This window comes from Burkholderia sp. Bp9004 (assembly GCF_003858025.1).
GTDB lineage: Bacteria > Pseudomonadota > Gammaproteobacteria > Burkholderiales > Burkholderiaceae > Burkholderia > Burkholderia diffusa.
The window spans coordinates 349,487-372,396 of the sequence record NZ_QTQD01000001.1 but is presented as its reverse complement, the minus strand read 5'-3'; the positions used below and the strand labels follow the sequence as shown (position 1 = coordinate 372,396).

General features: G+C 67.0%; 17 protein-coding genes and 1 pseudogene. 12 read left to right on the top strand and 6 right to left on the bottom strand.

Translation table 11 applies throughout. The features are described from left to right. Positions 1–44: 44 nt before the first annotated feature. The 4 genes and pseudogenes from DIE08_RS01590 to DIE08_RS35965 form a co-directional block, all read left to right on the top strand. Positions 45–782: an OmpW family protein gene (locus tag DIE08_RS01590; protein ID WP_124900800.1), complete on the top strand. Its 738-nt coding sequence runs from the start codon at positions 45–47 to the stop codon at positions 780–782. A 39-nt stretch (positions 783–821) separates the two neighbouring features. Beyond that, a complete protein-coding gene (locus DIE08_RS01585; protein WP_124900799.1) occupies positions 822–3,800 on the top strand; it encodes a molybdopterin-dependent oxidoreductase in 2,979 nt (992 codons plus the stop codon). A gap of 10 nt (positions 3,801–3,810) precedes the next feature. After that, a complete protein-coding gene (locus tag DIE08_RS01580) occupies positions 3,811–4,680 on the top strand; it encodes a 4Fe-4S dicluster domain-containing protein (RefSeq protein ID WP_124900798.1) in 870 nt (289 codons plus the stop codon). A gap of 5 nt (positions 4,681–4,685) precedes the next feature. Then, positions 4,686–4,849 (top strand): annotated as a pseudogene (locus tag DIE08_RS35965) (cation transporter); the annotation flags it as partial. Between the two features lie 182 nt (positions 4,850–5,031). Here the strand turns inward: DIE08_RS35965 and DIE08_RS01570 are convergent. Next, entirely contained in the window at positions 5,032–6,222 is a 1,191-nt protein-coding gene (locus tag DIE08_RS01570) for a LuxR family transcriptional regulator (RefSeq protein ID WP_059599475.1), read from the bottom strand. Positions 6,223–6,503: 281 nt separating this feature from the next. Here DIE08_RS01570 and DIE08_RS01565 point away from each other — a divergent pair, with 281 nt between their 5' ends. The 5 genes from DIE08_RS01565 (at position 6,504) to DIE08_RS01545 (ending at position 11,826) form a co-directional block, all read left to right on the top strand. Then, positions 6,504–7,442 (top strand): alpha/beta hydrolase, encoded by a 939-nt coding sequence (locus tag DIE08_RS01565; RefSeq protein ID WP_124624002.1) that lies wholly within the window; start codon positions 6,504–6,506, stop codon positions 7,440–7,442. Beyond that, the gene (gene ribBA / locus DIE08_RS01560) at positions 7,439–8,563 is read left to right on the top strand and encodes a bifunctional 3,4-dihydroxy-2-butanone-4-phosphate synthase/GTP cyclohydrolase II (RefSeq protein WP_059599455.1); all 1,125 of its coding nucleotides are present in this window, start codon (positions 7,439–7,441) and stop codon (positions 8,561–8,563) included. The genes DIE08_RS01565 and ribBA overlap by 4 nt, the downstream gene beginning before the upstream one ends. A 172-nt stretch (positions 8,564–8,735) precedes the next feature. Next, positions 8,736–9,149, top strand: a complete 414-nt coding sequence (locus DIE08_RS01555; protein WP_124900797.1) for a helix-turn-helix transcriptional regulator — start codon at positions 8,736–8,738, stop codon at positions 9,147–9,149. A 2-nt stretch (positions 9,150–9,151) separates the two neighbouring features. Next, on the top strand, positions 9,152–10,486 hold the full coding sequence (locus DIE08_RS01550; RefSeq protein ID WP_124900796.1) for a type II toxin-antitoxin system HipA family toxin: 1,335 nt from the start codon (positions 9,152–9,154) through the stop codon (positions 10,484–10,486). Positions 10,487–10,590: 104 nt separating this feature from the next. After that, positions 10,591–11,826: an NADH:flavin oxidoreductase gene (locus DIE08_RS01545; RefSeq protein ID WP_059599452.1), complete on the top strand. Its 1,236-nt coding sequence runs from the start codon at positions 10,591–10,593 to the stop codon at positions 11,824–11,826. Positions 11,827–11,872: 46 nt separating this feature from the next. Here DIE08_RS01545 and DIE08_RS01540 read toward each other — a convergent pair whose 3' ends face one another. Beyond that, complete coding sequence (locus DIE08_RS01540; RefSeq protein ID WP_124623993.1) at positions 11,873–13,000, bottom strand: 4-hydroxyphenylpyruvate dioxygenase family protein; 1,128 nt, start codon at positions 12,998–13,000, stop codon at positions 11,873–11,875. Between the two features lie 357 nt (positions 13,001–13,357). Here DIE08_RS01540 and shiA point away from each other — a divergent pair, with 357 nt between their 5' ends. The 3 genes from shiA to DIE08_RS01525 all read left to right on the top strand — a co-directional run bounded on the left by shiA (position 13,358) and on the right by DIE08_RS01525 (position 17,216). Then, positions 13,358–14,665 carry a shikimate transporter gene (shiA, locus tag DIE08_RS01535; protein WP_124623991.1) on the top strand — a complete coding sequence of 436 codons (1,308 nt, stop codon included), beginning with the start codon at positions 13,358–13,360 and terminating at the stop codon, positions 14,663–14,665. Positions 14,666–14,875: 210 nt separating this feature from the next. Beyond that, positions 14,876–16,177 (top strand): UDP-N-acetylglucosamine 1-carboxyvinyltransferase, encoded by a 1,302-nt coding sequence (locus DIE08_RS01530; protein ID WP_059599449.1) that lies wholly within the window; start codon positions 14,876–14,878, stop codon positions 16,175–16,177. A gap of 268 nt (positions 16,178–16,445) precedes the next feature. Continuing rightward, positions 16,446–17,216: an IclR family transcriptional regulator C-terminal domain-containing protein gene (locus DIE08_RS01525; RefSeq protein WP_124498875.1), complete on the top strand. Its 771-nt coding sequence runs from the start codon at positions 16,446–16,448 to the stop codon at positions 17,214–17,216. Between the two features lie 39 nt (positions 17,217–17,255). On the opposite strand, the gene DIE08_RS01520 is transcribed toward DIE08_RS01525, so the two are convergent. From DIE08_RS01520 to DIE08_RS01505, 4 genes are all read right to left on the bottom strand, one after another. Continuing rightward, positions 17,256–19,556, bottom strand: a complete 2,301-nt coding sequence (locus DIE08_RS01520; protein WP_124900795.1) for an ATP-dependent DNA helicase — start codon at positions 19,554–19,556, stop codon at positions 17,256–17,258. Next, entirely contained in the window at positions 19,553–21,247 is a 1,695-nt protein-coding gene (locus DIE08_RS01515) for a VRR-NUC domain-containing protein (protein ID WP_124900794.1), read from the bottom strand. The genes DIE08_RS01520 and DIE08_RS01515 overlap by 4 nt, the downstream gene beginning before the upstream one ends. 105 nt (positions 21,248–21,352) lie before the next feature. Beyond that, positions 21,353–22,231, bottom strand: coding sequence for a MipA/OmpV family protein (locus DIE08_RS01510; protein ID WP_124900793.1), 879 nt, complete (start codon positions 22,229–22,231; stop codon positions 21,353–21,355). 207 nt (positions 22,232–22,438) lie between these two features. Continuing rightward, positions 22,439–22,750 (bottom strand): hypothetical protein, encoded by a 312-nt coding sequence (locus DIE08_RS01505; RefSeq protein ID WP_059599445.1) that lies wholly within the window; start codon positions 22,748–22,750, stop codon positions 22,439–22,441. Positions 22,751–22,910: the final 160 nt, after the last annotated feature.

Genomic DNA, 22,910 nt, shown 5'->3' with positions numbered 1-22,910 from the left:
TTAGTTGTTATTCATGAACCGGATCGAGACAGAGGAGACACACGATGAATTTGAGGCGAATGACGCGTTTCGCAGGCGTTGCGGTTTGTGTCTGCACGGCTGCACTTGTCGACAATGCGGACGCACAGACAGCCGGAAGTATCACCACATCGGTGGGATGGCTGCATATATCGCCACAGGGCAATGCAACGCCGCTGACCGTGCAAAGCGTTGGCGGCGCAACGGTGAATCAGCAAATGGCCGGTACCGGAGCGCACGCCAGCTCGACCGATACGATGGGAATCACCACCGAGTACTACGTCACCGACAACATTGGTGTCGCCATGCTGCTTGGACTGCCTCTGAAAGTGAATCTGATCGGTGACGGGACGTTGCAGAAGTATGGCACCCTCGGCACCACACGGCCGATGCCGCCTGCCATCGAGCTTCGATATCACCTGTTTTCCGCTGCTTCGAAATTCCGTCCCTATGCGGGACTTGGCGTGAACTACACGTGGTTCACGCAGGTTCGGGCAACCAATAGCCAATTCATCTCCGACAGCTTTGGGCCGGGCGGCTCGGCGCGCGCGACACTCAGCGCATCGTGGAACCCCGTGTTCGAGCTGGGGGCGAGTTACGCGATGACAAAACACTGGTCCGTCGGTACTTCCATCAACTACATGCCGGTGAAGACCCACCTCACGTTATACGGACAGACCGCGACCGGGACACCGATCGTTTCCACATCGACGCTCCGACTCAATCCCGTCAGCGTTTTCTTGAACGTCGCTTACACGTTCTAGCCGACGCGCCCGCATGGAAGCAACACTTTGGATCGAACGATGAAACGACAGGCTCTCAAGACCATTCTCTTTGCATTGCCCAAGGTTCTGGACCTGACGGCGCGCCGCTTTCCCGCCTATCGTGATCGCCTCGAGGAGCGCAATCTCGTCGCATGGATCGGGCTCATGGATCAAAGCATCGGTCGCGCCATCGAGTTCAGGAATGGCCGCATTCGGTCGCGCGCCGGCAAGCATCCGCGGCCCGACGTGCGCATGGCGTTCAAGGATGTCGCCACCGCCTTGAAGTTCCTTTCCCCCAGCCCGGACCAGGGCGAAATCGTCCACGCCGCCAAGAACTTCAAGGTGGTCACCGAAGGCGAGGACGAACTGCTGGTCTGGCTCATGCAAACCCTGAGCATGATGCGCACGGTCGGTCTGCCGATGGGCACGCCCATGCGCGACGGCACGCGACGCTACACCACCTGCACCAATGGCGGGCCCCTCTTCGTCTACGTGAAGGATGGCCGCATCGTTCGCGTGACCCCCATCGAGCTGGACGATACGGATGCATCGAGTTGGGTGATCGAGGCACGTGGACGCCGCTTCAGCCCGCCACGGCGAGCATTGGTCGCACCGCACGCGTTGACCCTCAAGTCGCTGGTGTACTCCGACAAGCGCATCCTTCATCCGATGAAACGGGTCGACTTCGACCCGGACGGCGAGCGCAATCCCCAGAACCGCGGCAAGTCCGGCTACGTGCGTATCAGCTGGGACGAGGCCCTGGACATCGTCGCCAAGGAGATCAACCGTCAGAAGCGCGTTCACGGCCCCGGTTCCATCACTTTCCCGATGTCGTCTCATCACCAGTGGGGCAACGTGGGCTACTACCTCAGCGCGCTGACGCGCTTCGCCAACCTGATCGGCTTCACGCGGGTCGCCGCGAATCCGGACAGCTGGGAAGGCTGGTACTGGGGCGCCATGCATCATTTCGGCAACTCGATGCGCGTCGGCGTGCCTTCCGGCTACGGCGGCATCGAGGATGGTCTGAAGGAGACCGAAATGATCGTCTTCTGGTCCTGCGACCCCGAAAGTACCAACGGGGCCTATGCAGGATTCGAGGGAACGCCACGTCGCCTATGGGCCAAGGAACTCGGCATCGAGTTCGTTCACATCGACCCGCACTGCAATCCGACCGCACAGCTGCTGGGCGGCCGCTGGATCCCGGTCCGGCCGCAAACCGATGCCGCCCTGGCGACCGCCATCATGTACGTCTGGACCGTGGAGGGCCTGTACGACAAGGATTACGTCGCGACGCGCACGACCGGTTTCGACGACTGGGAAGCCTACCTTCTGGGCGAAACCGACGGTATCCCCAAGACGCCCGAGTGGCAGGAAAGCGAGACCGGCGTGCCGGCCAAGGACGTCCGTGCGCTCGCGCGCCTGTGGGGAAAGAAGAAAGTGCATCTCGCTGTCGGGATGACCGGCGCGGGATTCGGTGGCGCGGGCCGCGGGGCGACCGGCGCGCAATGGGCGCGTTGCATGATCATGATGATGTCCATGCAGGGCTGGGGCAAGCCGGGCGTGAATTTCGGCTGCCTCGAAATCGGTGCCCCGCACGATCTGCAGTTTTACTTCCCCGGTTACGCGGACGGCGGCATTTCAGGTGACCTGGCGTGGACCGCCAATGCGGTGGACAACTACCAGCGCATGCCGCACATCCTGACCATGAATCCCGTCAAGCAGATGGTGCCTCGGCAGCAGATGCCCGATGCGATTCTCAACGGTCACGCCACCGGCTATCTCTGGGACGGCATGTCCCAGGAAGCCCAGTTTGCGCCGTTCACCTACCCGATGCCCGGCTATTCGCCGATCCACATGATCTATCGCTACGGCGGATCCGCGTTCAGTACCGTGACCCATTCCGGACGCTGGACGGAGGCCTATCGGCACTCGAGCATCGAGTTCGTCGTCAATCAGTCGATCTGGATGGAAGGCGAAGCCCAGTTCGCCGACATCATCCTGCCCGCTTGCACGTCGCTGGAGCGTTGGGACATTGGAGAATGGGCGAATTCAGGTGGTTACGCCCACCATGGGTACGGCACGGTCAACCATCGGATGCTGACGCTGCAGCACAAATGCATCGAACCCTTGGGCGAGTCCCGCTCCGACTACGACATTTTCACCGCTATCCTGACCCGGTTGGGCCTGGGTGGCGTTTTCACCGAAGGCTGTGGCGATCTCGACTGGGTCAAGCGCGTCTTCGATTCGTCGGATCTGCCCGATCACATTTCGTGGCGCGCATTTTGCCGCAAGGGCTACTTCGTCGTGCCGCCCGAAAAGCCCGAGCTGCGCCATCCCGTGGACATGCGCTGGTATGCGGAAGGCAGGAAGAAGGACCTGCCGGAACCTCATCCGCTGCCGTCACAGTTCTCGGAAAAATTCGGCAAGGGCCTGCAGACGCCGAGCGGCAAGCTGGAGTTCGTGCCCGAGTTGCTGAAGCGGCACACTGCGGACAATCCGGAGCGACCACCGCTCAACCGGTATATCCCTTCCTGGGAGGGATTGCGCTCGGACCAGGCTCGGCGCTACCCGCTGCAATTGATCGCCACCCACAGCCGCTTCAGTTTTCATACCCACTGTGACGGCAAGAATTCTGCGGTGAACGGCATCGACGATCATCGCGCGCTGATCGCGGGGCACCGGTTCTGGCTCCTGAGGCTCAATCCGGCTGACGCCGCCGTTCGACGCATTGCCCATCGCGATCTCGTCAAAGTACACAACGACCGCGGCGCCGTGATCTGTGCGGCCGATGTCTCGCCCCTGGTGAACGCTGGCGTGGTGAAGTCCTACGAGGCAAGCGCTGAATTTCAGCTGATCGAGATCGATGGTGAGCAAGTCGAGATTGGCGGTTGCATGAACATGCTGACCCCCGATCGCCCGCAAACCTCAGGCACCAGCAGCATGAGCCCGAATTCCTGCCTGGTGCAGGTCGAGAAATGGCGCGGTGCCGAAGCATTCATGCTCGGTCGCGCAGCGTGAGGAATTTCACATGAGCAAATGGAACCTGATTATCAAAGTCGGCCGTTGCGAGAACTGCCACAACTGTGTGATCGCCGCGCGGGACGAGCACGTCGGCAATGACTTCCCCGGTTACGCGGCGCCCGCCGCGGCCAACGCCGAGAGCCCCATCCGCATCCTGCGTCGCGTACAGGGTGCGTCGCACATGATCGAGACCACTTATCTGCCGGTCATGTGCAACCACTGCGACGACGCGCCCTGCATGCGTGTGGGCGGTAGCGCCATTCGCAAGCGCGCCGACGGCATCGTCATCATCGACCCGGACAAGGCACGAGGCCGAAAGGACATCGTGAAGGCATGCCCCTACAAGGCGATCGTCTGGAACGAAGAACTGCAACTGCCTCAGATCTGGATCTTCGATGCTCATTTGCTCGACCAGGGATGGTCGCGTCCACGTTGCCAGCAGTCGTGCCCCACCGACGTTTTCGAGACGGTCAAGCTCGATGACACGGCGATGGCCGAGAAGGCCCGGCGCGAGGGACTCAAGGTATTGCGACCCAACCTGAGCACGAAGCCCCGCGTGTGGTATAGCGGCCTTGAGCGCTGGGAAACGTGCTTCATCGGCGGAAGTGTCAGTGCCCAGGCAGGGGACGTGGTCGAGTGTGTCGCCGGTGCGGTCGTCACCTTGTATGTCGGTAATCGGCAGGTAGCCGAAACCGTCTCGGACGACTTCGGCGATTTCCGGTTCGACGGCCTGGCCAGGGGGAGCGGCCGCTACCGAGTCGAGATCCGACATGCCCTCGGCAACGCCTGGCGCGAGTGCGAATTGGGCGACAGCACCTATCTGGGCGAGATCAGGCTCAGTCAATCGACAAACGCCGTGGCGATCGAGTGCGCATGATCCGAAAGGCTGCCGGCTCGCACGTGCGGACCGATGCGCGTCGTCGTTGCTCGCCGCGCTCGCGATCGGCGCAGTCGTGATCCGCACCGGCATCGGGCTCATCCGGCGCGGCTGTGCGTCGTGGCCGGCATTGGCCGATTGCGCGTATCGCTCGACGCGAGGGTCGTGAACGCGGGCCGCCGCGCCGGCCGTAGACCCGCCGATACTCCGGAATGAAGAAGAGGCTCGCGCGGTGCGAGCCTCGTTTGCATGATGTCGCCATCACCGTGTCGCGCGCAACGCATCGGCCGATGCCGACGTGTCGCCGGGCGAACGCATCCGTTGCCGATGCGGCGGCTTCGACTGCGCCGCTTACCCGAGCGGCACGACACTCCCGAGCAGGATCCGCACGAGCGTCGCCTGGCGCGTGACGCCCGTCTTCGAGAAGATCGCACGCAGGTGCGTGCGCGCCGTGTTCTTGCTGATTCCCGATTCGTCCGCGGCCTCCTCCAGCGTCAGCCCGTTGGTCAGCAGCAGCGCGAGCGACGTCTCGGCCGGCGTCAGGTCGAACAGCTTGCGGATGATTTCCTGCGCGCCCTGCGGCTTGCGGTCGGGGTCGCGCAGAAACAGCGTGACGGCCGGCCGGCGCTTGTTGTCCTCCGACCAGTCGGACAGCAGCACGGTGCGCACCAGCAGCCCGAGACGCGGCTTGTCGAAACTGCGCGTGATCGGCATCGCCTCGACGGTCGCCGCAGCCGTGCCGTGATGTCCCATCACCGCGTGGCGGATCAGCCGCTTGAGCGTGCGGTTCTCCTGCGCATCGGTCGCCTCGATCGTGCCGCGCGCAATCGTCAGACCATTGTTCTGCTTGAGGATCTCGTCGGCGACGCTGTTCATGTCGATGATCGTGCCGTTCTCGTCGAGCGTGATCGTGCCGATCTGCATCCGGTTGATCGCGTTCGCGTAGATCGACCGCTCTACCTCGGCCGTGTCGAGCCGCGAATGGAGCTCGACCGCGCGCTTCAGGTGCGGCAGCAGCAGCGCGCAGATCGCCTTGTCGCGCGCGGAGAACTGCTTCGACGCATGGTTGCGGCACACGCGGAACCGGCACTCGACACCCGACGGCGTGCGCAGGTCCGCGCCGAGGATGTAGCGCACGTCCGCCGGCTTCAGGAACTGCTTGTACAGCTCGCTCGACAGCCAGCCCGTATCGCCGAACACGTCGTCGACCGTGACCACGCGATCGGCCGGCAGGCCGACGAACGGGTCGAGCGAATAGTAGTAGTTGTTGTACGACGCCTCGCCGTCACCCGGCACGACCGGGCCGTATTCCGAAGCGTGCACGGACAGCGGCGCGCGGCGGTCGCTCGCAGCGGCGCGCAGGATCAGCGTCACGTAGTTGGCCTGCAGCAACCGGCGAACCAGCTCGAGCGCCCCCGCCCACGGCGGCGTTTCCAACGGTCCCTGGTAGATGCGCGCCATCAGCTCGCTGAAATCCGCGACGCCGATGCCGGCCTCCTCACTTGTTGACTGGCTCTCTTGCGGAGCCCATCTCGTCTCCATCAGCACGCTCCATCCTCCATGCAACTTGTATTCGGTGCGATTCATCCGCGCCGCCATGATTAAGACTCGTCTTAATTCCGGCGTCATCGGGACATTCACTGAATGGTGAGCTTTGGCCAATCGGACGCGCGAACCATCGTCCGATCGGATGATGTGGCGCCCTGCCCGCTGCGCTGGAATGCCCGTCAAGCCGTGCCGACAAGCGTCCGGCGCGGGCTCAGGGAAAACCGCGATGCGGGTTTACCTGATTCAGACCGCATCCGATTCAGACAGGAGTTCCAATGCCGCTCGACCCTCAGGCGCAGGCGCTGCTCGCCGCGCTCGCCCAAGCGCCCGCGATCGATTTCGATCAACTGACCGTGCCCGCGTACCGCGCGAGCCTCGCCGGAGGCAGCGCGTTCGCGCCCGGCGACGCGATTGCCGCCGAAGAGGACTGGCAGATCCCGGCACCGGGTCGTCAGTTATCCGCACGACTGTATCGACCCGATGCCGACGGGCCGCTGCCGCTGACCGTGTTTTTCCACGGCGGCGGCTTCGTCGCGTGCGGTATCGACTCGCACGCGAACGTGTGCCGCAGTCTTGCCAGACGGGCACGCACGCTCGTGCTGTCGGTCGATTACCGGCTCGCGCCCGAAGCGCGCTTCCCGGCGGCCGCGCAGGACGCATGCGATGCCGTGCGCTGGGCCGCCGCCAGTGCGCGCGATCTCGGCGCGCGCGCCGGTGCGATCGCCGTGGCCGGCGATAGCGCCGGCGGCAACCTGGCCGCGGCCGCCGCATTGCAGTTGCGCGGCTCGGGCATCGCGATCGCGCACCAGTTGCTGCTGTATCCGGTCGTCGATTGCGCGACCGAGCATCCGTCGTACGAATCGCTCGGTGAAGGCTATTTCCTGACGGCGGACGCGATGCGCTGGTTCAAGCGCCAGTATTTCGACGACGGCGCCGACCGCGCATCGCCGCTCGCGAGCCCGCTCGCGGTGGCGGACCTGTCGGGCGCGGCGCCGGCCACGATCGTGAGCGCGGAATTCGATCCGTTGCGCGACGAGGCCGAAGCGTATGCACTGCGTCTCGCGCAGGCCGGCACGCCGGTCTCGCTCGTGCGCTGGCCGGGCCAGTTGCACGGCTTCGCGAGCATGCTCGGCGCGGTCGACGCGGCCGATCGCGTGCTGACCTTCGGCGCCGACGCGCTGCGCCGCGCATTCGATGCGACGGAGGCGCAATGACGCTCGCCACCACGCCGGAAATCGTCGACGAGCTGCGCGCGGGACGGATGGTCCTGCTGGTAGACGAAGAGGATCGCGAAAACGAGGGCGACCTCGTGATCGCGGCCGATCACGTGACGCCCGACGCGATCAACTTCATGGCGCGCTTCGGGCGCGGGCTGATCTGCCTGACGCTGACCGCCGAGCGCTGCGAGCAACTGCGCCTACCGCCGATGGCCGACCACAACGGCACGCCGTTCGGCACCGCATTCACCGTCAGCATCGAGGCGGCCGAAGGCGTGACGACCGGCATTTCCGCGGCCGATCGGGCGCGGACGATCCGCGCGGCGGTCCGCGCGGGCGCGCGCCCCGACGATCTCGTGCAGCCCGGCCACGTGTTTCCGATCGCCGCGCGCCCGGGCGGCGTGCTGGTGCGAGCCGGGCACACCGAGGCCGGCTGCGATCTCGCGGCGCTTGCCGGGCTCACGCCCGCGTCGGTGATCTGCGAGGTGATGAGCGACGACGGCACGATGGCGCGGCTGCCGGAGCTGAAGACGTTCGCCGCGCATCACGGGCTGAAGATCGGCACGATCGCGGACCTGATTCATTACCGCCGCGAGCACGAGTCGCTCGTCGAACGTGTCGGCGAACGGCCGCTGCATACGCCGTGGGGCCGGTTCCGCGCGATCGAGTATCGCGACACCGTGCACGGCGCGCCGCATCTCGCGCTGGTGCGAGGCGAGCCCGATCCGTCGACGCCCGTGCTGACGCGCGTGCACGAATGCCATTCGCTGCTCGACCTGCTCGACGCGGAACCGTCCGCGCATTCATGGCCGCTGCACGCGGCGCTGCAGCGGATCGATGCGGCCGGCTGCGGCGTCGCGGTGCTGCTCGACTGCGACATGCGCGGCGACGCGATGCGAACGCCCGCCGGCCACGCACGCCGCGACGGCCGCGTGACGGGGATCGGATCGCAGATCCTGCGTGACCTCGGCGTGCGACGGCTGAACGTACTGTCGAGCCCGTTCCGGCTGCCGGCGCTGTCGGGGCACGACCTGGAAATCATGGCGTTCATCCCGCTCGGCGACGACGATCCGGAAAGCGCGCGCGCCGCCCACGCCAGCCCGCTGCGGGCGGCGTGATGCCGGGCTGACGAGCGCGTGCCGCCCGCCCTTTTACCGACCCGCGGGTGTCCGCCTGACAGGCTATCGTTTGTTTTTATGAATTACAGTCTCAGGTTTGTATTTTGACGATACATACCATAGACTGTATTTTTCGATTACAAGCGATCGCCTGTCATTTCGCGGAGAGCCCATGCCATTCCCGGTCCAGACCTTGAGCCAGTTGCGCCCGATCCTCGTCGGCTTCCGGAAGTCGGCGGGGCTCACGCAGGCGCAGCTCGCCGCCCGCCTCGGCGTGACGCAACAGTCGTACGCGCAGCTCGAAGCCAATCCGTCCGCGGTCAGCATCGAACGGTTTTTCAAGGTACTGAACGTGCTCGGCGTTCGCCTGACGCTCGTGCCGGGCACCCCGGACGACACAACGGTGCCCGACGACACCACGCCAGCGCTCAAGCGCGCACCGGCCGCACGCGGCCGCTCGCCCGGTTCGTCGGATGTGCCGGCTCGCCCGCCGGCCGCCGCGAAGGCTCCATCCGCCGCCGCGCGGAAACGGTCTGCCGCGGCGACACCCGGCAAGTCTCGGAACCCCACGCGGGAGGACTGGTGACGATGGCCCGCCGTCCCCGCCACGACCGCCTCGACCTGTGGATGAACGGCATCCCGGTCGGATACTGGGAAGTCCGGCGCGGCGTCGAGCGCCTCGTCTACCTGCCGGCATGGGTCGACGATCCGCAAGGGCGTCCGCTGTCGCTGTCGCTGCCGTTCACGCCGGGCAACCAGCCGCACCAGGGCGCGATCGTCGCCGATTACTTCGACAACCTGCTGCCGGACAGCCAGCCGATCCGCCGCCGCATCGCGCAGCGCTACCGGCTCGGGTCGACGGCGCCGTTCGAACTGCTCGCGTCGATCGGCCGCGATTGCGTCGGGGCGCTGCAGTTGCTGCCGCCGGACGAAACCCCGATCGACCTCGAATCGATCGACGGCACCGTGCTCGACGACGCGGCCGTGGCCGACGTGCTGCGCCACGCGACCGCCGCGCCGCTGCCCGGCCAAGCGGAGCCGGACGGCGAGCTGCGCCTGTCGATCGCCGGCGCGCAGGAAAAGACCGCGCTGCTGCGCGACGGCAAGCGCTGGCTGCTGCCGGCGGGCAGCACACCGACCACGCATATCTTCAAGCTGCCGCTGGGGCGTGTCGGAAACATGCAGGCCGACATGCGCACGTCGGTCGAGAACGAATGGCTGTGCTCGAAGATCGTCGCCGCATACGGCCTGCCCGTCGCCGCGTGCGATATCGGCCGGTTCGACGACCAGAAGGCGCTGATCGTCGAGCGCTTCGACCGCCGCCCGTCCCGCGACGGCACGTGGATCCTGCGGCTGCCGCAGGAGGACATGTGCCAGGCGACCGGCACGCCGTCGGGCGCCAAATACGAATCCGACGGCGGCCCGGGCATCGCGACGATCATGGGCATCCTCGCGAATTCCGCCGATGCCGCGCAGGACCGCAGGAATTTCTTCGTCACGCAGCTCGTGTTCTGGGTGCTCGCGGCCATCGACGGCCACGCGAAGAATTTCAGCATCGCGCACCTGCCGGGCAATACGTATCGCAGCACGCCGCTGTACGACGTGCTGTCCGCGCACCCGATCATCGGCACGCGACGCAACCAGCTGCCGCCACGACGCGCACGGCTCGCGATGGCCGTATGCGGGAAGAATCGCCATTACGTGATCGGCGACATCCAGCCGCGTCACTGGATCGCGCAAAGCGCGCGCGTCGGTCTGACCGAACACGACGTGCGCGCGGCCATGGCCGATGTGGCCGCGCGCACCGAACCGGTGATCGCCGCCGTCGCGTCGGGGATTCCGGCGGATTTCCCGGCGGACGTGGCCGATGCGATCTTCGACGGGATGCGTCGTCAGGCGCGCAAGCTGGGTACGGCCGAGTAGGCGGTGCGGACGCGGCCCCGGCGGCGGGTCATCCACGTGGACGATGCCGCCCCGCACCGACTCGGCACAATGGTCGCCGTGCCCCTTCCCGACGCCCGCCCGACATGGAACCCGTCACGCTCGATACCGCATTCAGCCCGCTGCAGATCGGTCCGCTGACGCTGCGCAACCGCCTGATCAAATCCGCGACCAACGAAGGGATGACGCCGAACGGCGTGCCGTCGCGCGCGCTCGTCGGGTTTCATGAGCGTATCGCCGCAGGCGGCGCCGCGCTGACGACCGTCGCGTACTGCGCGGTCAGCGACGATGGCCGCACGTTCGTCGACCAGGCGCGGCTCGATGCGCCGACGGTCCGGCAATTCCGCGCGCTGACCGACGCGGTCCATCGTCACGGCGCGGCGGCGTCCGCGCAGATCACGCATGGCGGCTGCTTCACGTTCCTGCCGTCGCTGTCGACGAAACGACCGTTGAGCGCATCCGGCGGCTTCAACAAGGTCGGCGTGATGAGTGGCCGTTTCCTGAAGCAGGCGATGACGCGCGACCAGATGACCGCGATCGCCGACGAATTCGCACGGGCGGCGCGACATGCGCGCGACGCGGGCTTCGACGCGGTCGAGATCCACATGGGACACGGTTACCTGCTGAGCCAGTTCCTCTCGCCGCTGTACAACCGTCGTCGCGACGCGTACGGCGGCGATGCGGCGCGCCGCGCGGCGTTTCCCGTCGAGGTGCTGGGCCGCGTGCTCGACGCCGTCGGCCGCGATCTCGCCGTGGTCTGCAAGATCGGCGTGACCGAAGGCGTGCGCGGCGGCGGAACCGCCGACGACGCGTGCGAGATCGCGCGGCGGCTCGAGGCCGAGGGTGCGCACCTGCTGGTGCTGAGCGGCGGGATGAACGTCGAGTCGGTGTGGCAGCTGTTCGGCAGCCCGCTGCCCGGCGATGCGCGCGCGAACGCCGACAACGCGATCGTGCGTGCGGCGATGACGCTGCAGAAGCTCACCGAGCCGAGGATGGGCGCATTTCGGGAGATGTATTTCCTCGAGCACTCGAAGCAGGTGCGAGCGGCCGTCCGGATGCCGCTCGCGTATCTCGGCGGTGTGCGTTCCCGCGAGAACGTCGCGCTGGCGATGCGCGAAGGATTCGACGCGGTGGCGCTCGCCCGCGCGCTCGTGTTCGAGCCGGACTTCGTGAACGAGCTGCACGGCGGCCGGCTCACGCAGTCGGGCTGCACGTCATGCAACCGCTGCGTCGTGTCGATGTACACGCCGGGTGGTACCGCGTGCGTGCTCAAGCCGCAGAACGACCCGGCGCCGAACCGCGTGCCGGCCGTGGGCGCTTGACGTTACTCAGCGGCTGATTCCCCGGTCACGATCGTGCGCCTGCCGCTCAGCCGGCGTCGCGGGCGCGCGCCAGCGCCGCGAGGTTCCCTTCCCCGAATCCGTGGTGCCCCTGCCGCTGCACGATCTCGAAGAAGATCTCGCCGGGCCGGCGCTTGACGAAGGTCTGGAAGAACAGGCGCGGCACGCCATCGCTGCCGATCTCGCCATCGACCAGCACGGCGCGGCGGCGCAGCGCGTCGAGATCGACGCCGTGCCCCGGCAGCCGCGCATCGACTTCGTCGTAATAGCGCGCCGGCGGCTCGATGAATTCGACGCCGTTCGCGCGCAGCGCATCGACGCTCGCCAGGATGTCGTCGGTCGACAGCGCAACGTGCTGAACGCCTTCGCCTGGGTGGTCGGGCAGATACGCGTGCATCAGTTCGGTGCGCCGCGTGCCTTCCTCGTAGACCGGAATCCGCACCGCGCCGCACGGCGACACCATCACGCGCGATTCTTCCGACACATGCCAGTGCGCGTCGATTTCGTGGATTTCGCGGAAGTGCAGCAGGTCGTGATAGAAGTCGAGCCACTCGCGCATGCGCCCCGCGCCGACCGTCTGCGTGAAGTGGTCGACCTGCTGCAGGCCCGTGCCGACGCAGTCGACATCGGTATGCGCGGTCGCGATGTCGATCGGCCGGAAATCGATGTCGAAGATCGAGATGTCGCCGACGCCGCCGCGCTGGCCGTCCCGCCCGCGCCAGCGGTCGACGAAATAGAGGTGCGAATCGCCGATCCCCTGGATCGCGGGAATCTTCAGCTCGCCGACCCCGATCCGCTCGCCCTCGAACGCCCACGCGCCGAGCTCGATCGCACGCTCGAACGCGCGGCGCGCGCTCGCCACGCGCAGCCCGATCGCGCAGACGCCCATCCCGTATTCCTCTGCATAGCGCGCGGCGAACGAATCGGGCTCGGCATTGATCAGGAACTGCATCTGTCCTTGCCGGTACAGCGTGACGTTCTTGCTCACATGGCGCGCGATCGCCTTGAACCCGAGCTGCTCGAAGCGTTGCGCAAGCGCGTCCGGCACCGGTGCCGCGAACTCGACGAATTCGAGTCCGGCCATCCCGAGCGGATTGGCAGCCGGATCGGCAACGGGCGGCGTATCGCTGGACAGGGGGTGGGAATTGCCGGGCATTCCAGTCTCCGGGGGCATGCGGTCGATGGGGATGACGCCCGGCGCGCGCGGCACGCACGGCCGATGTGACGGCCGGACGTCCGCCCGATTCGGGCGAGGTTTCGATGGTCCAGATTTTAACCAGATCGTTCACGGCGGCACACCCTGGCTGAACGGGATATTGGTGTCGCGCCTAGTGCAAACCCGAAAATCGTTCGATAATCGCACACAACTGAACGATAATCGCGCATTTTGACCGATCGGCTAATTGCCGCCGTGCGGCGCGCGCCCTATTCTCCGTTCACCCATCGACTTCAATGCAGCATCGGACGCGGCGCCCCCACGCTTCCACGATGCGCCGTGCCAGGAGACACCACCATGACCACAACCTTCGCCACCCTCGACGCCGCTGCCGGCGCCCGCGCACGCAGCCAGGCCCGCAAGGCCGCGATCGGCAGCTTCGTCGGCGCCGTCGTCGACTGGTACGACTTCCTGCTGTACGGGATCGTCGCCGCACTCGTCTTCAATTCCGAATTCTTCCCGAAGGTCAGCCCGACCATGGGCACGCTCGCGGCTTTCGCGACCTTCGGCGTCGGCTTCCTGTTCCGCCCGCTCGGCGGTGTCGTGTTCGGCCATTACGGCGACCGGCTCGGCCGCAAGCGGATGCTCGTGCTGACCGTGATGCTGATGGGGCTGTCGACCGTCGCGATCGGCCTGCTGCCGACCTTCGCGTCGATCGGCTGGTGGGCGCCCGTGCTGCTCGTGCTGATGCGCGCGCTGCAAGGCTTCGCGGTGGGCGGCGAATGGGGCGGCGCGGCGCTGATGGCCGTCGAAAGCGCACCGAAGCAAAAAAAGGCGTTCTACAGCAGCGGCGTGCAGGTCGGCTACGGCGTCGGGCTCGTGCTCGCGACGGGCATCGTGTCGATCCTGAGCCATACCCTCGGCGAAGCCGCGTTCAAGGCCTGGGCCTGGCGCCTGCCGTTCGTGTTCAGCATCGTGCTGGTGCTGATCGGGCTGTGGGTCCGCAAGAGCATGGACGAGTCGCAGGAGTTCGTCGAGAAGGTCGAGCACGGCAACCGCAAGCTCCGCCTGCCGGTGCTGGAGGCACTGACGCGCCATCCGAAGGCGTTCCTGCTGATCGTCGCGCTGCGGCTCGCCGAGCTGTTCACGATGTATATCGTCACCGCGTTCGCGCTCAGCTATTCCACGTCGAACCTCGGCATGTCACGCGACCTGTTCCTGAACATCGGCCTGCTGGTCGGTGCGGTGAGCTGCGTGACGATCCCGTGCTTCGCGTGGCTCGCCGACCGCTTCGGCCTGCGCCGCATCTACCTGATCGGCGCGGTGATCGGCCTCGCGTCGGCGGTGCCGTTCTTCGTCGCGCTGGAATCGCGCTCGATCGCGTGGATCGTGGTCTTCTCGATCCTGCTGGCGAATGCCGCGCACGACATGGTCGTGAGCGTCCAGCAGCCGCTGTTCACCGAACTGTTCGGCGCCGAATACCGCTACAGCGGCGCAGGCGTCGGCTATCAGTTCGCGAGCGTCGTCGGCGGCGGGTTCACGCCGTTCATCGCGGTGGCGCTGGTAAGCGTGGCCGGCGGTTCGTGGCACCTCGTCGCCGGCTATCTCGCGGTGGGCTGCCTGATCTCGCTGGTGGTCGCCGCCCGGATGCGGGCGGCGCAGTGAGGCAATGACCGAATGGCCGGCCGCGATCCGCGCCGGCCATTTCCGCACCGACTGCCATCTCCGACCGGGTAAGGGAATCGCGCCACGCCCAACGTCAAACACGGTCAATCCCGCGGGCAGAAGCCCCTTTTCCCCTCTGAACATTCCACACCACCCGCCGACCAATGGCATCATATGGGCCTACGTCAGTCACAGATACGCCCCCATATCATGTCGAATCTCATCGTCCACGGCGGCACTCCGCTGCGCGGGGACATCAAGCCGTCCGCGAACAAGAACGCCGTCCTGCCGATTCTGTGCGCCACCCTGTTGAGCGATCAGCCGCTGCGCCTCGTCGGCGTGCCGGACATCACCGACGTGCGCAAGATCCTCGACATCTTCCGCACGCTCGGCAGCGACGTGTCGGTCGACTTCACGACAGGCATTCTCGATCTCCACCATCGCAACACGACGTTCGACCCGGCCGTTCACCGCCTGCCCGAGGCGATGCGCTCGTCGATCATGCTGATTCCGCCGCTGCTCGCGCGCTTCGGTGTCGCGCGCCTCGAGAACGACGTGAAGGGCTGCACGCTCGGCGTGCGCGAAATCGATCCGCACGTCGAAGTGTTCGAGCGCTTCGGCGCGCACATCCAGCGCACGCCCGATTCGCTGATCGTCCGTGCCGACGGCCCGCTGACGGCCAACGATCACTGGCTCGACTACGCATCGGTGACGACCACCGAAAACTTCGCGCTGTGCGCGACGGCGGCAGGCGGCACGTCGACGCTGATGAATGCGGCCTCCGAGCCGCACGTGCAGGAGTTCTGCCAGTTCCTCGCGATGATCGGCGTCGCGATCGAAGGCATCGGCACGTCGCGCCTGTGCGTGACGGGCGGCGGCAAGCTCGGCGGCGGCGAATTCCGCTTCGCCGAGGATTTCCACGAAATCGCGACGTTCCTCGCGCTGGGTGCGATCACCGGCGGCGACATCACCGTGCGCAACTCGTCGCCGGAGCATTTCCCGCTGATCGACCGCACGTTCGCGAAGTTCGGCGTGCACGTCACACACCGCGATGGCTGGTCGCGCGCGGAACGCGACGGCCCGCTGCGCGTGCGGCGGCCGTTCACGCAGAACATCCTGACCAAGGTCGAAGCCGCGCCCTGGCCGTACCTGCCGGTCGACCTGCTGCCGATCTTCATCGCGCTCGGCGTGCGTGCGGAAGGCAGCGCGATGTTCTGGAACAAGGTCTACGACGGCGCGCTCGGCTGGTCCGGCGAACTGTCGAAGTTCGGCGCGCACGTGCTGCTGTCCGACCCGCACCGGCTGATCACGTTCGGCGGGCTGCAGCTGACGCCAGCGCGCGTCGAGAGCCCGTACATCATCCGCGTCGCGATCGCGCTGCTGATGGTGGCCGCGAGCATCGAAGGCCGCTCGGAAATCATGAACGCGCTGCCGATCCGGCGCGCGCACCCGCATTTCGTCGAAAATCTGCGTTCGGTCGGTGCGAACGTCGAGTGGACGAGCAGCGAGTAACGTCGATCCGGATGCGGCGTGGACGATGTCCGCGCCGCGTATCCTGTCCGCCCCGCATTCATCGGACGCCCGGACAATCCGCCGATCGGCCCTGACCAATCAGGGTCGCCGCCACCAGCGCTAACCGGCCGTACCGTCGGCGCCCGGTACATTCCCCCTCCTCGTCACCCATCGCACGTCCGTCGATTGCTTTCGCACGATTTTGGATCTGCGCGATAATCGCCCATTCCCGCGCGAACACCGCGCGCCCACCCGTGCGCCACCGACGATGAAAAAGCCCGACCTCGACCGACGCGACTGGATTGCCGGCCTCGAAAAGGGCCTGATGATCCTCGAAGCGTTCGACAGCCAGCATGCACGAATGACGCCCACCCAGGCGGCTGCCCGCACCGGTCTCACGCGCACGGCCGCGCGACGCTACCTGCTGACGCTCGAATCGCTCGGCTACGTGTACACCGACGGCAAGCTGTACGGCCTCACGCCGCGCGTGCTGCGGGTCGGCTGGTCGTACTTCGACTCGGCGCGCCTGCCGCGCACGGTCCAGCCGTATCTGCAGCAACTGAGCGCGTCGCTGAACGAATCGGCGTACGTGAGCGTGCTCGATGGCTGGGAACTGGTGTTCATCGCCCGCAACGGCGTGTCGCGCGTGATGACGACCGGCTTCGTGCTCGGCGCGCGCGTGCCCGCCCCGCTGACGTCGCCGGGCGTCGTGCTGCTCGCGCATCATCCGGATCGCGAGGCCGTCCGCGCGTGGCTCGACGACACCGAACTCGCACCGTTTACGCCACACACGATCACCAACAAGGCACGCCTGCTCGAACAGGTCGATCACGCGCGCGACGCGGGCTTCGCGGTCATCGAACAGCAACTGCAGGTCGGCGTGCGCGGCATCGCGGTGCCGCTGAAGAACCGTCACGGCGAAGTCGTCGCCGCGCTGAGCACGAACATGCCGATCGGTGCCGAGTCGACCGACGCGGCCGTACGGCGCGTGCTGCCGCATCTGCAGGAAGCCGCGCTCGCGATGCTGAACGTGCTTTAGAGATTCATGCAAGTGGGTGCACGACGCCCGTCCGGCAGATCACCCGATCCGCCACCACCGCGGCAACAGATCGCGCACCTCGCGCCGCCGGTAACGATCGTCGATCAGATGCACGACGCCCTCGTCGTGTTCGGTGCGGATGACGCGTCCGGCCGCCTGCACGACCTTCTGCAAACCCGGGTACAGATACATGTAGTCGTATCCGTTGCCGAAACGCGCATCCATCGCGCGCCGCATCTGTTCGTTGACATCGTTGACCTGCGGCAGCCCGAGCGTCGCGATGAACGCACCGATCAGCCGCTCGCCGACGAGATCCACGCCCTCCGAGAACGCCCCGCCCAGCACGGCGAAGCCGACCCCGCGCCCGCCCGCGTCGAAGCGTGCGAGAAATGCGTCGCGCTCGCTTTCGGCCATGCCGGGCGCCTGGGCCCACACGGGCACGTCCGGGTGGCGCGTCTGCATCAGCGCGACGACGCGCCCGAGATAGTCGAAGCTGCTGAGAAAACCGAGGTAGTTGCCGGGCCGCGTCGCATACTGCGCGGCGATCAGGTCCACGATCGGTTCGAGCGAACGGTCGCGGTCGCGCCAGCGCGTCGACACGTGGCTCGCGACGCGCACGGTCAGTTGTTCGGCGCGGAACGGCCCGTCGACGTCGAGCCAGCCCGTGTCGGCCGGCAGTCCGAGCGTGTCACGATAAAAATGAAACGGGCTCAGTGTGCCGGAAAACAGCACGGTCGCGCGCGCGGCTTCGTAACGCGACGCGAGAAAGCCGGCCGGAATCACGTTGCGCACGCACAGCGTCGACTGGATGCGGCGCCGGCGCGCGGCTGGCGCGACGCCGTCGAGCCCGGACTGGCGCGGCAACGGCTCGCCGTGCAGCGTCGCGTCGAAGATCGACGCGCCGTCGAACGCGTCGGCGAGCACACCGAACTGGATCGCCTCGAAATGAAAGCGCAACAGCGCGTCGCCGTTCGCACGCGGCGCATCGGTCAGGTGTTCGCCGATCGCCGCGACGAGGTTCTGCACGGCCGTCACGATCGGGCCGGGAATCTCGGGATACGCCGCGTAGCGCTCGGCCTGTGCGCGATTGAGCGTGCCCCACGCGCGCGCGAGCCGGTCGAACGCCTTGCGCAGAGCCGCGGGTGCGGCCTCGCGCGCGGCCGCGAACGCGAACGGGTCAAGCGATGCGCTGTACATCTTGCGGGCGCGATCGAGCAAGTTGTGCGCCTCGTCGACGAGCACGCCGACACGCCACTGGTTCTGCTGCGCGAGCGTATGCAGCATCGCGCTGCCGTCGTAGTAGTAGTTGTAGTCGCCGATCATCATGTCCGACCAGCGCGCAAGCTCCTGCGCGAGGTAGTACGGACAGACGTCGTGTGCGAGGGCCGCCTCGCGCACGGTGTCGCGATCGAGCAGCCCGGTGCCGATCGCCGCGTCGCGCGCTGCCGGCAGCCGGTCGTAGAAGCCTTGCGCGAGCGGGCACGATTCGCCGTGACACGCGCGGTCCGGATGCTCGCACGCCTTGTCGCGCGCGACGAGTTCCAGCACCCGCAGCGGCAGCGTTGGCGTGCCGGCGCCAAGCGTGGTCGCCGCCTCGAGCGCGAGCGCCCGGCCGGGCGTTTTCGCAGTCAGGAAGAACACGTGATCGAGCTCGCCTTCACCGCATGCCTTCAGCAGCGGGAACACCGTGCCGAGCGTCTTGCCGATGCCGGTCGGCGCCTGCGCCATCAGGCAGCGTTCGTCGCGCGCCGCCCGATAGACGGATACGGCCAGCTCGCGCTGACCGCTGCGGAATTGCCCGTGCGGAAACGTCAGCGCACGCAGCGCCGCGTCGCGCGCCGCGCGATGCGCGGTCTCGCGCTCGGCCCAGCCGACGAAGCACGCGCACTGCTCGGCGAAGAACGCGGCGAGCGCGCTTGCGCCAAGCGTCTCCGTCAGCACGGTCTCGCGCTCCGACACGATGTCGAAATACACGAGCGCGACGTCGATTTCCGTGAGGCCGCGTGCGTCGCACATCAGGTGCGCATAGACCTTCGCCTGCGCCCAGTGCAGCGCGCGATGGTTGGCCGGCATCGCGTCGAGGCTGCCGCGATAGGTCTTGATCTCCTCGAGCCGGTTCGCGACGGGATCGTAGCCGTCCGCGCGCCCGCGCACGGTCAGCGTGCCCCACGTGCCGGTCAGCGCGATCTCGGTTTCATAGCGTGCGCCGCGCTTCGACGTGACGGCGCCGTGACCGGCGATGCCTTCGAGCGCGGTCGGCGCGGGCGTGAAGCGCAAGTCGAGATCGCCGCGCCGCGCGGTGAACTCGCACATCGCCCGCACCGCGACGACATAGCTCATGCGGACAACCCCGCCGCTTCGTCCTGTCGGACGCCCGCGCCCGCCCATTCGACATCGACGACGCGCACCGGCATGGCATGCGCGATGCAGTATGCGAGCCAGCGCGTCTGGTTGTCCTGCAGCCGATCGCCGGGGCCCTTCACCTCGATCAGTTCATAGCGCCGCTCGCCGGGCCAGAAACGGACCAGGTCGGGCAGTCCCGAGCGGTTGCCGCGGATATCCGAGAGCAGGCGCGTGAACCACAGCCGCAGGTGCTCGGGCGGCAGGCATGCCAGCGCCTCGTCGAGCAGTTCGTCGGTCAGCACGCCCCAGAACACGAACGGCGATTGCAACCCCATCTTCGTGGCGTAGTGCCGGCGGATCGTGTCGCGGTACGCGCCCGAATCGAGTTGCGCGAAACAGCCGGCGAAGGCGGCGGTGCGGCGTACCGCGAAATCGGGTGCGTGCAGGTCGGCCGGGCCGCGCTGGAACGGGTGAAAGAACGCGCCGGGCACGGCCGCGAACACGGGCTCCCAGCACAGCAACCCGAACAACGAATTGATCAGCGTGTTCTCGACGTAGTGAACCGGCGCGTCGGGCCGTGCAAGGTGGTCGCGCACCGCGTATTCGACGCTGACGAACGCGTCGGGGCGCGCAAGCACGAGCGTCTCGCGCGGCACGTCGGGCGCGCTGCCCGCGCGTTCAACCCGCTGCCCGAGACGGCGCTGCAGGCGCGGCAGCATCCGCTCGACGCGCTGACGCTCCTCGTCGCTTTCGAAGGCGCTGCGCGCCTCGAGCGCCAGCGCGAGCGCATCGTCGTCGCGTCCGCAGCGTTCGAGCACGCGAATGCGCCGGTGCCGGCTGCCCGGCCACGCGCTGCGCGCATACGCGTCCAGCGCGGCGGTCCAGTCGGCGCGGCGCTCGCAGGTCTGCCCGAGCGTGAACAGCAGCTTCGCGCGGCGCGTCGCGAGCCACGGCTGCACGCAGCCGACCGCGTCGATCGCCTGCAGCAGAGCGTCGAACGGCAGGTCGTCGGGCCACGCATCGAGTGCTTCGCGGCAGGTCTGCAGCGCAAGATACGTCTCGATGTCGTCGCGCTGCTGGAACGCGCGAGACGACGGCGCGAACGGCACGCTTTCGTACTGGAACACGCCGAGATCGGCGAGCACGAATTCGCTCCAGTCCTGATGAAGATTGCCGAAGAACATCAGTCGCAGCCGGTCGCACAGTGCGCCGACCGTCACGCGCAGCACGCGATCGTCGGTCTGCTCGCACCAGGCGTCGAGCGGCTGCGCCACGTCGTGCGCGGGCCGCAGCCGTTCGAGCCAGTCGGGCTTGCGCTCGCCCGCGTGTGCGCCGAGCGACGGGAACACCTTCAGGAGATCGGCCTTGGTCGACAGCGCGAACAGTTCGTCGAGCGTGAGCGCGGGCGCCGGATCGACCCAGCCGAGCTCGACGAGTGGCGTGGCCGCGTCGAGCGTGCTGCCGATCTCGTCATACACCAGCTTGCTCGCACGGAAGTCGGACCCGCTGCGCATCAGCATGCGCACGAGCAGCGCGCGCGACACTTTTGGCAACTGTGCGAAATCCCGAAGAAACGCGTGTTCGCGCGCATCGAGCAGGTCGTCGTAACGCTCGCCGAGCCAGGCAAGCGCGCGTTCGAAATTGGTCAGGTAGTAAAACGCCGGGGGCGTCGGCGATGCAGGCGTCACGGGGATCGATCACTGTACGTTTGTACAGGTCGGAATCATATCAAATGTGACGAAAAATGCTGCATGCCGCGGCCCCTTCCGGCCGCCTTTCCGGCGCCGATCCGATCAGAACTGGTAATTCACCGACATGTCGAACACGCCGTTCGTCGACTGCTGCGTGATCGGGCTGCGCCTTGCGCGGCCGACGAGCTGTTCGATCGCGCCGTCCATGGTCACGAACCAGTGCTTGTTGACGAACCAGACCATCGTCACGCCGGCGCCGAACGACTTCATCCCCGCGCCCGACGAATAGGTCGGCAGCCCCGAACGCGCGGACGCACCCGGGTTCACGCCGAACCAGCTGTTCATGTAGCGCGAATCGGCGAACGACACCGTCGGCCCGGCGAACCAGAAGAAGTGCTCGTTGCTGCCCGGCATCGGCATGTACGCGGAGAAATCGCCGATCCAGCCGTTCGAGCCGCCGATGCTGCGCCGAACATCCGCGCGCAGCACGAGCGGAAAATCCTTCGAGATCACGTAATCGGCCGCGAGCTTCATCACCGGCGCCGCGTTGATGTTGTCGAGCCCGTTCAGGTGGTCGAGGTCGTCGGCCGAGCGGCGCCCGAGGTCATAGCCCACCGACAGGCTCACGCGCCAGTTGGGCCCGCGCAGCACGTTCGCGCCGAGCCCCTCGCCCGTCGACAGGAAGAACAGGTCGCGATAGCGCACGTCCACATTCGGGCCGCCCATCACGCGGTAGCGATCGGAACCCGCGTAGCGCGGCTGGAGCGTCATCGCCGCGCCGACGCTGACCTGCCACGTCGGAACTGTCGGGCTGAACAGCTTCTGCAGCGGGACGCCTGCCGAGTATTGCCATTCGCCGAGCGGCGAAGGCGTCTGCGCCGACGCGTCGCGGGCACCTGCCGCCGCCAGCACGGCGAAGGCCGACAGGCCGGACACGACCCGGCGGATGCCGGGCGACAACAACGGGCGGGCAACGGTCATCAAGGCGATCTCCGTCGGTTGCACGAATCGAACCTAAGGGAAAGCGCGTCGCATCCCGCTCGGCTGGAACGGCAGGCAGCCGACGGCGCGAACGTAGCGTGCGCTGAATTGTCATCATCCTACGCGACGCGCGGCGAAGCCGCAAAGCGCCCGTTGAGCACGGGCACTTTGCCGATTTCCGGCATGAACCGGTGCAGGATTGCGGAATCAGAAACGCTCGACGTGATAGTCGCCGGCCAGCGCGGCCGGACTGCGCTTCGCCATCATGCGCGAGAAGCCGTCGGCGAGACGCCCGAGCGCGAGCTGCTTCTGGCTCGCGTCCCAGTGCGTGTAGGTGTCGTAGGCGGTGTCGTCGAACGACACGGTGACCGCGACCGGGTGCCCGCTCGCGCGAAAGCCGATATGCAGCACGCCGCCCGGCAACTCCTCGATGTGATAGCGCAGCGAACGCGACTCGAAATAACGGCCCAGCACCTGGGCGATCGCGCGCTTGTCGGGCGATTGCACGTGAATGTCCATGATGGTCCTCCTTTCAGTGTTCGCGCGGCCGGCCGTGGTTGGCTGTGCCCGCCCGGCATGCGCATCGGCGGCGGCTGCGATGGCGGATCGCCTAGCGGCTGCCCCGGGGGCACGGGCGGATCGAACGGATCGTCGTGCTCGGGCAGCGCCGGGTCGGGAT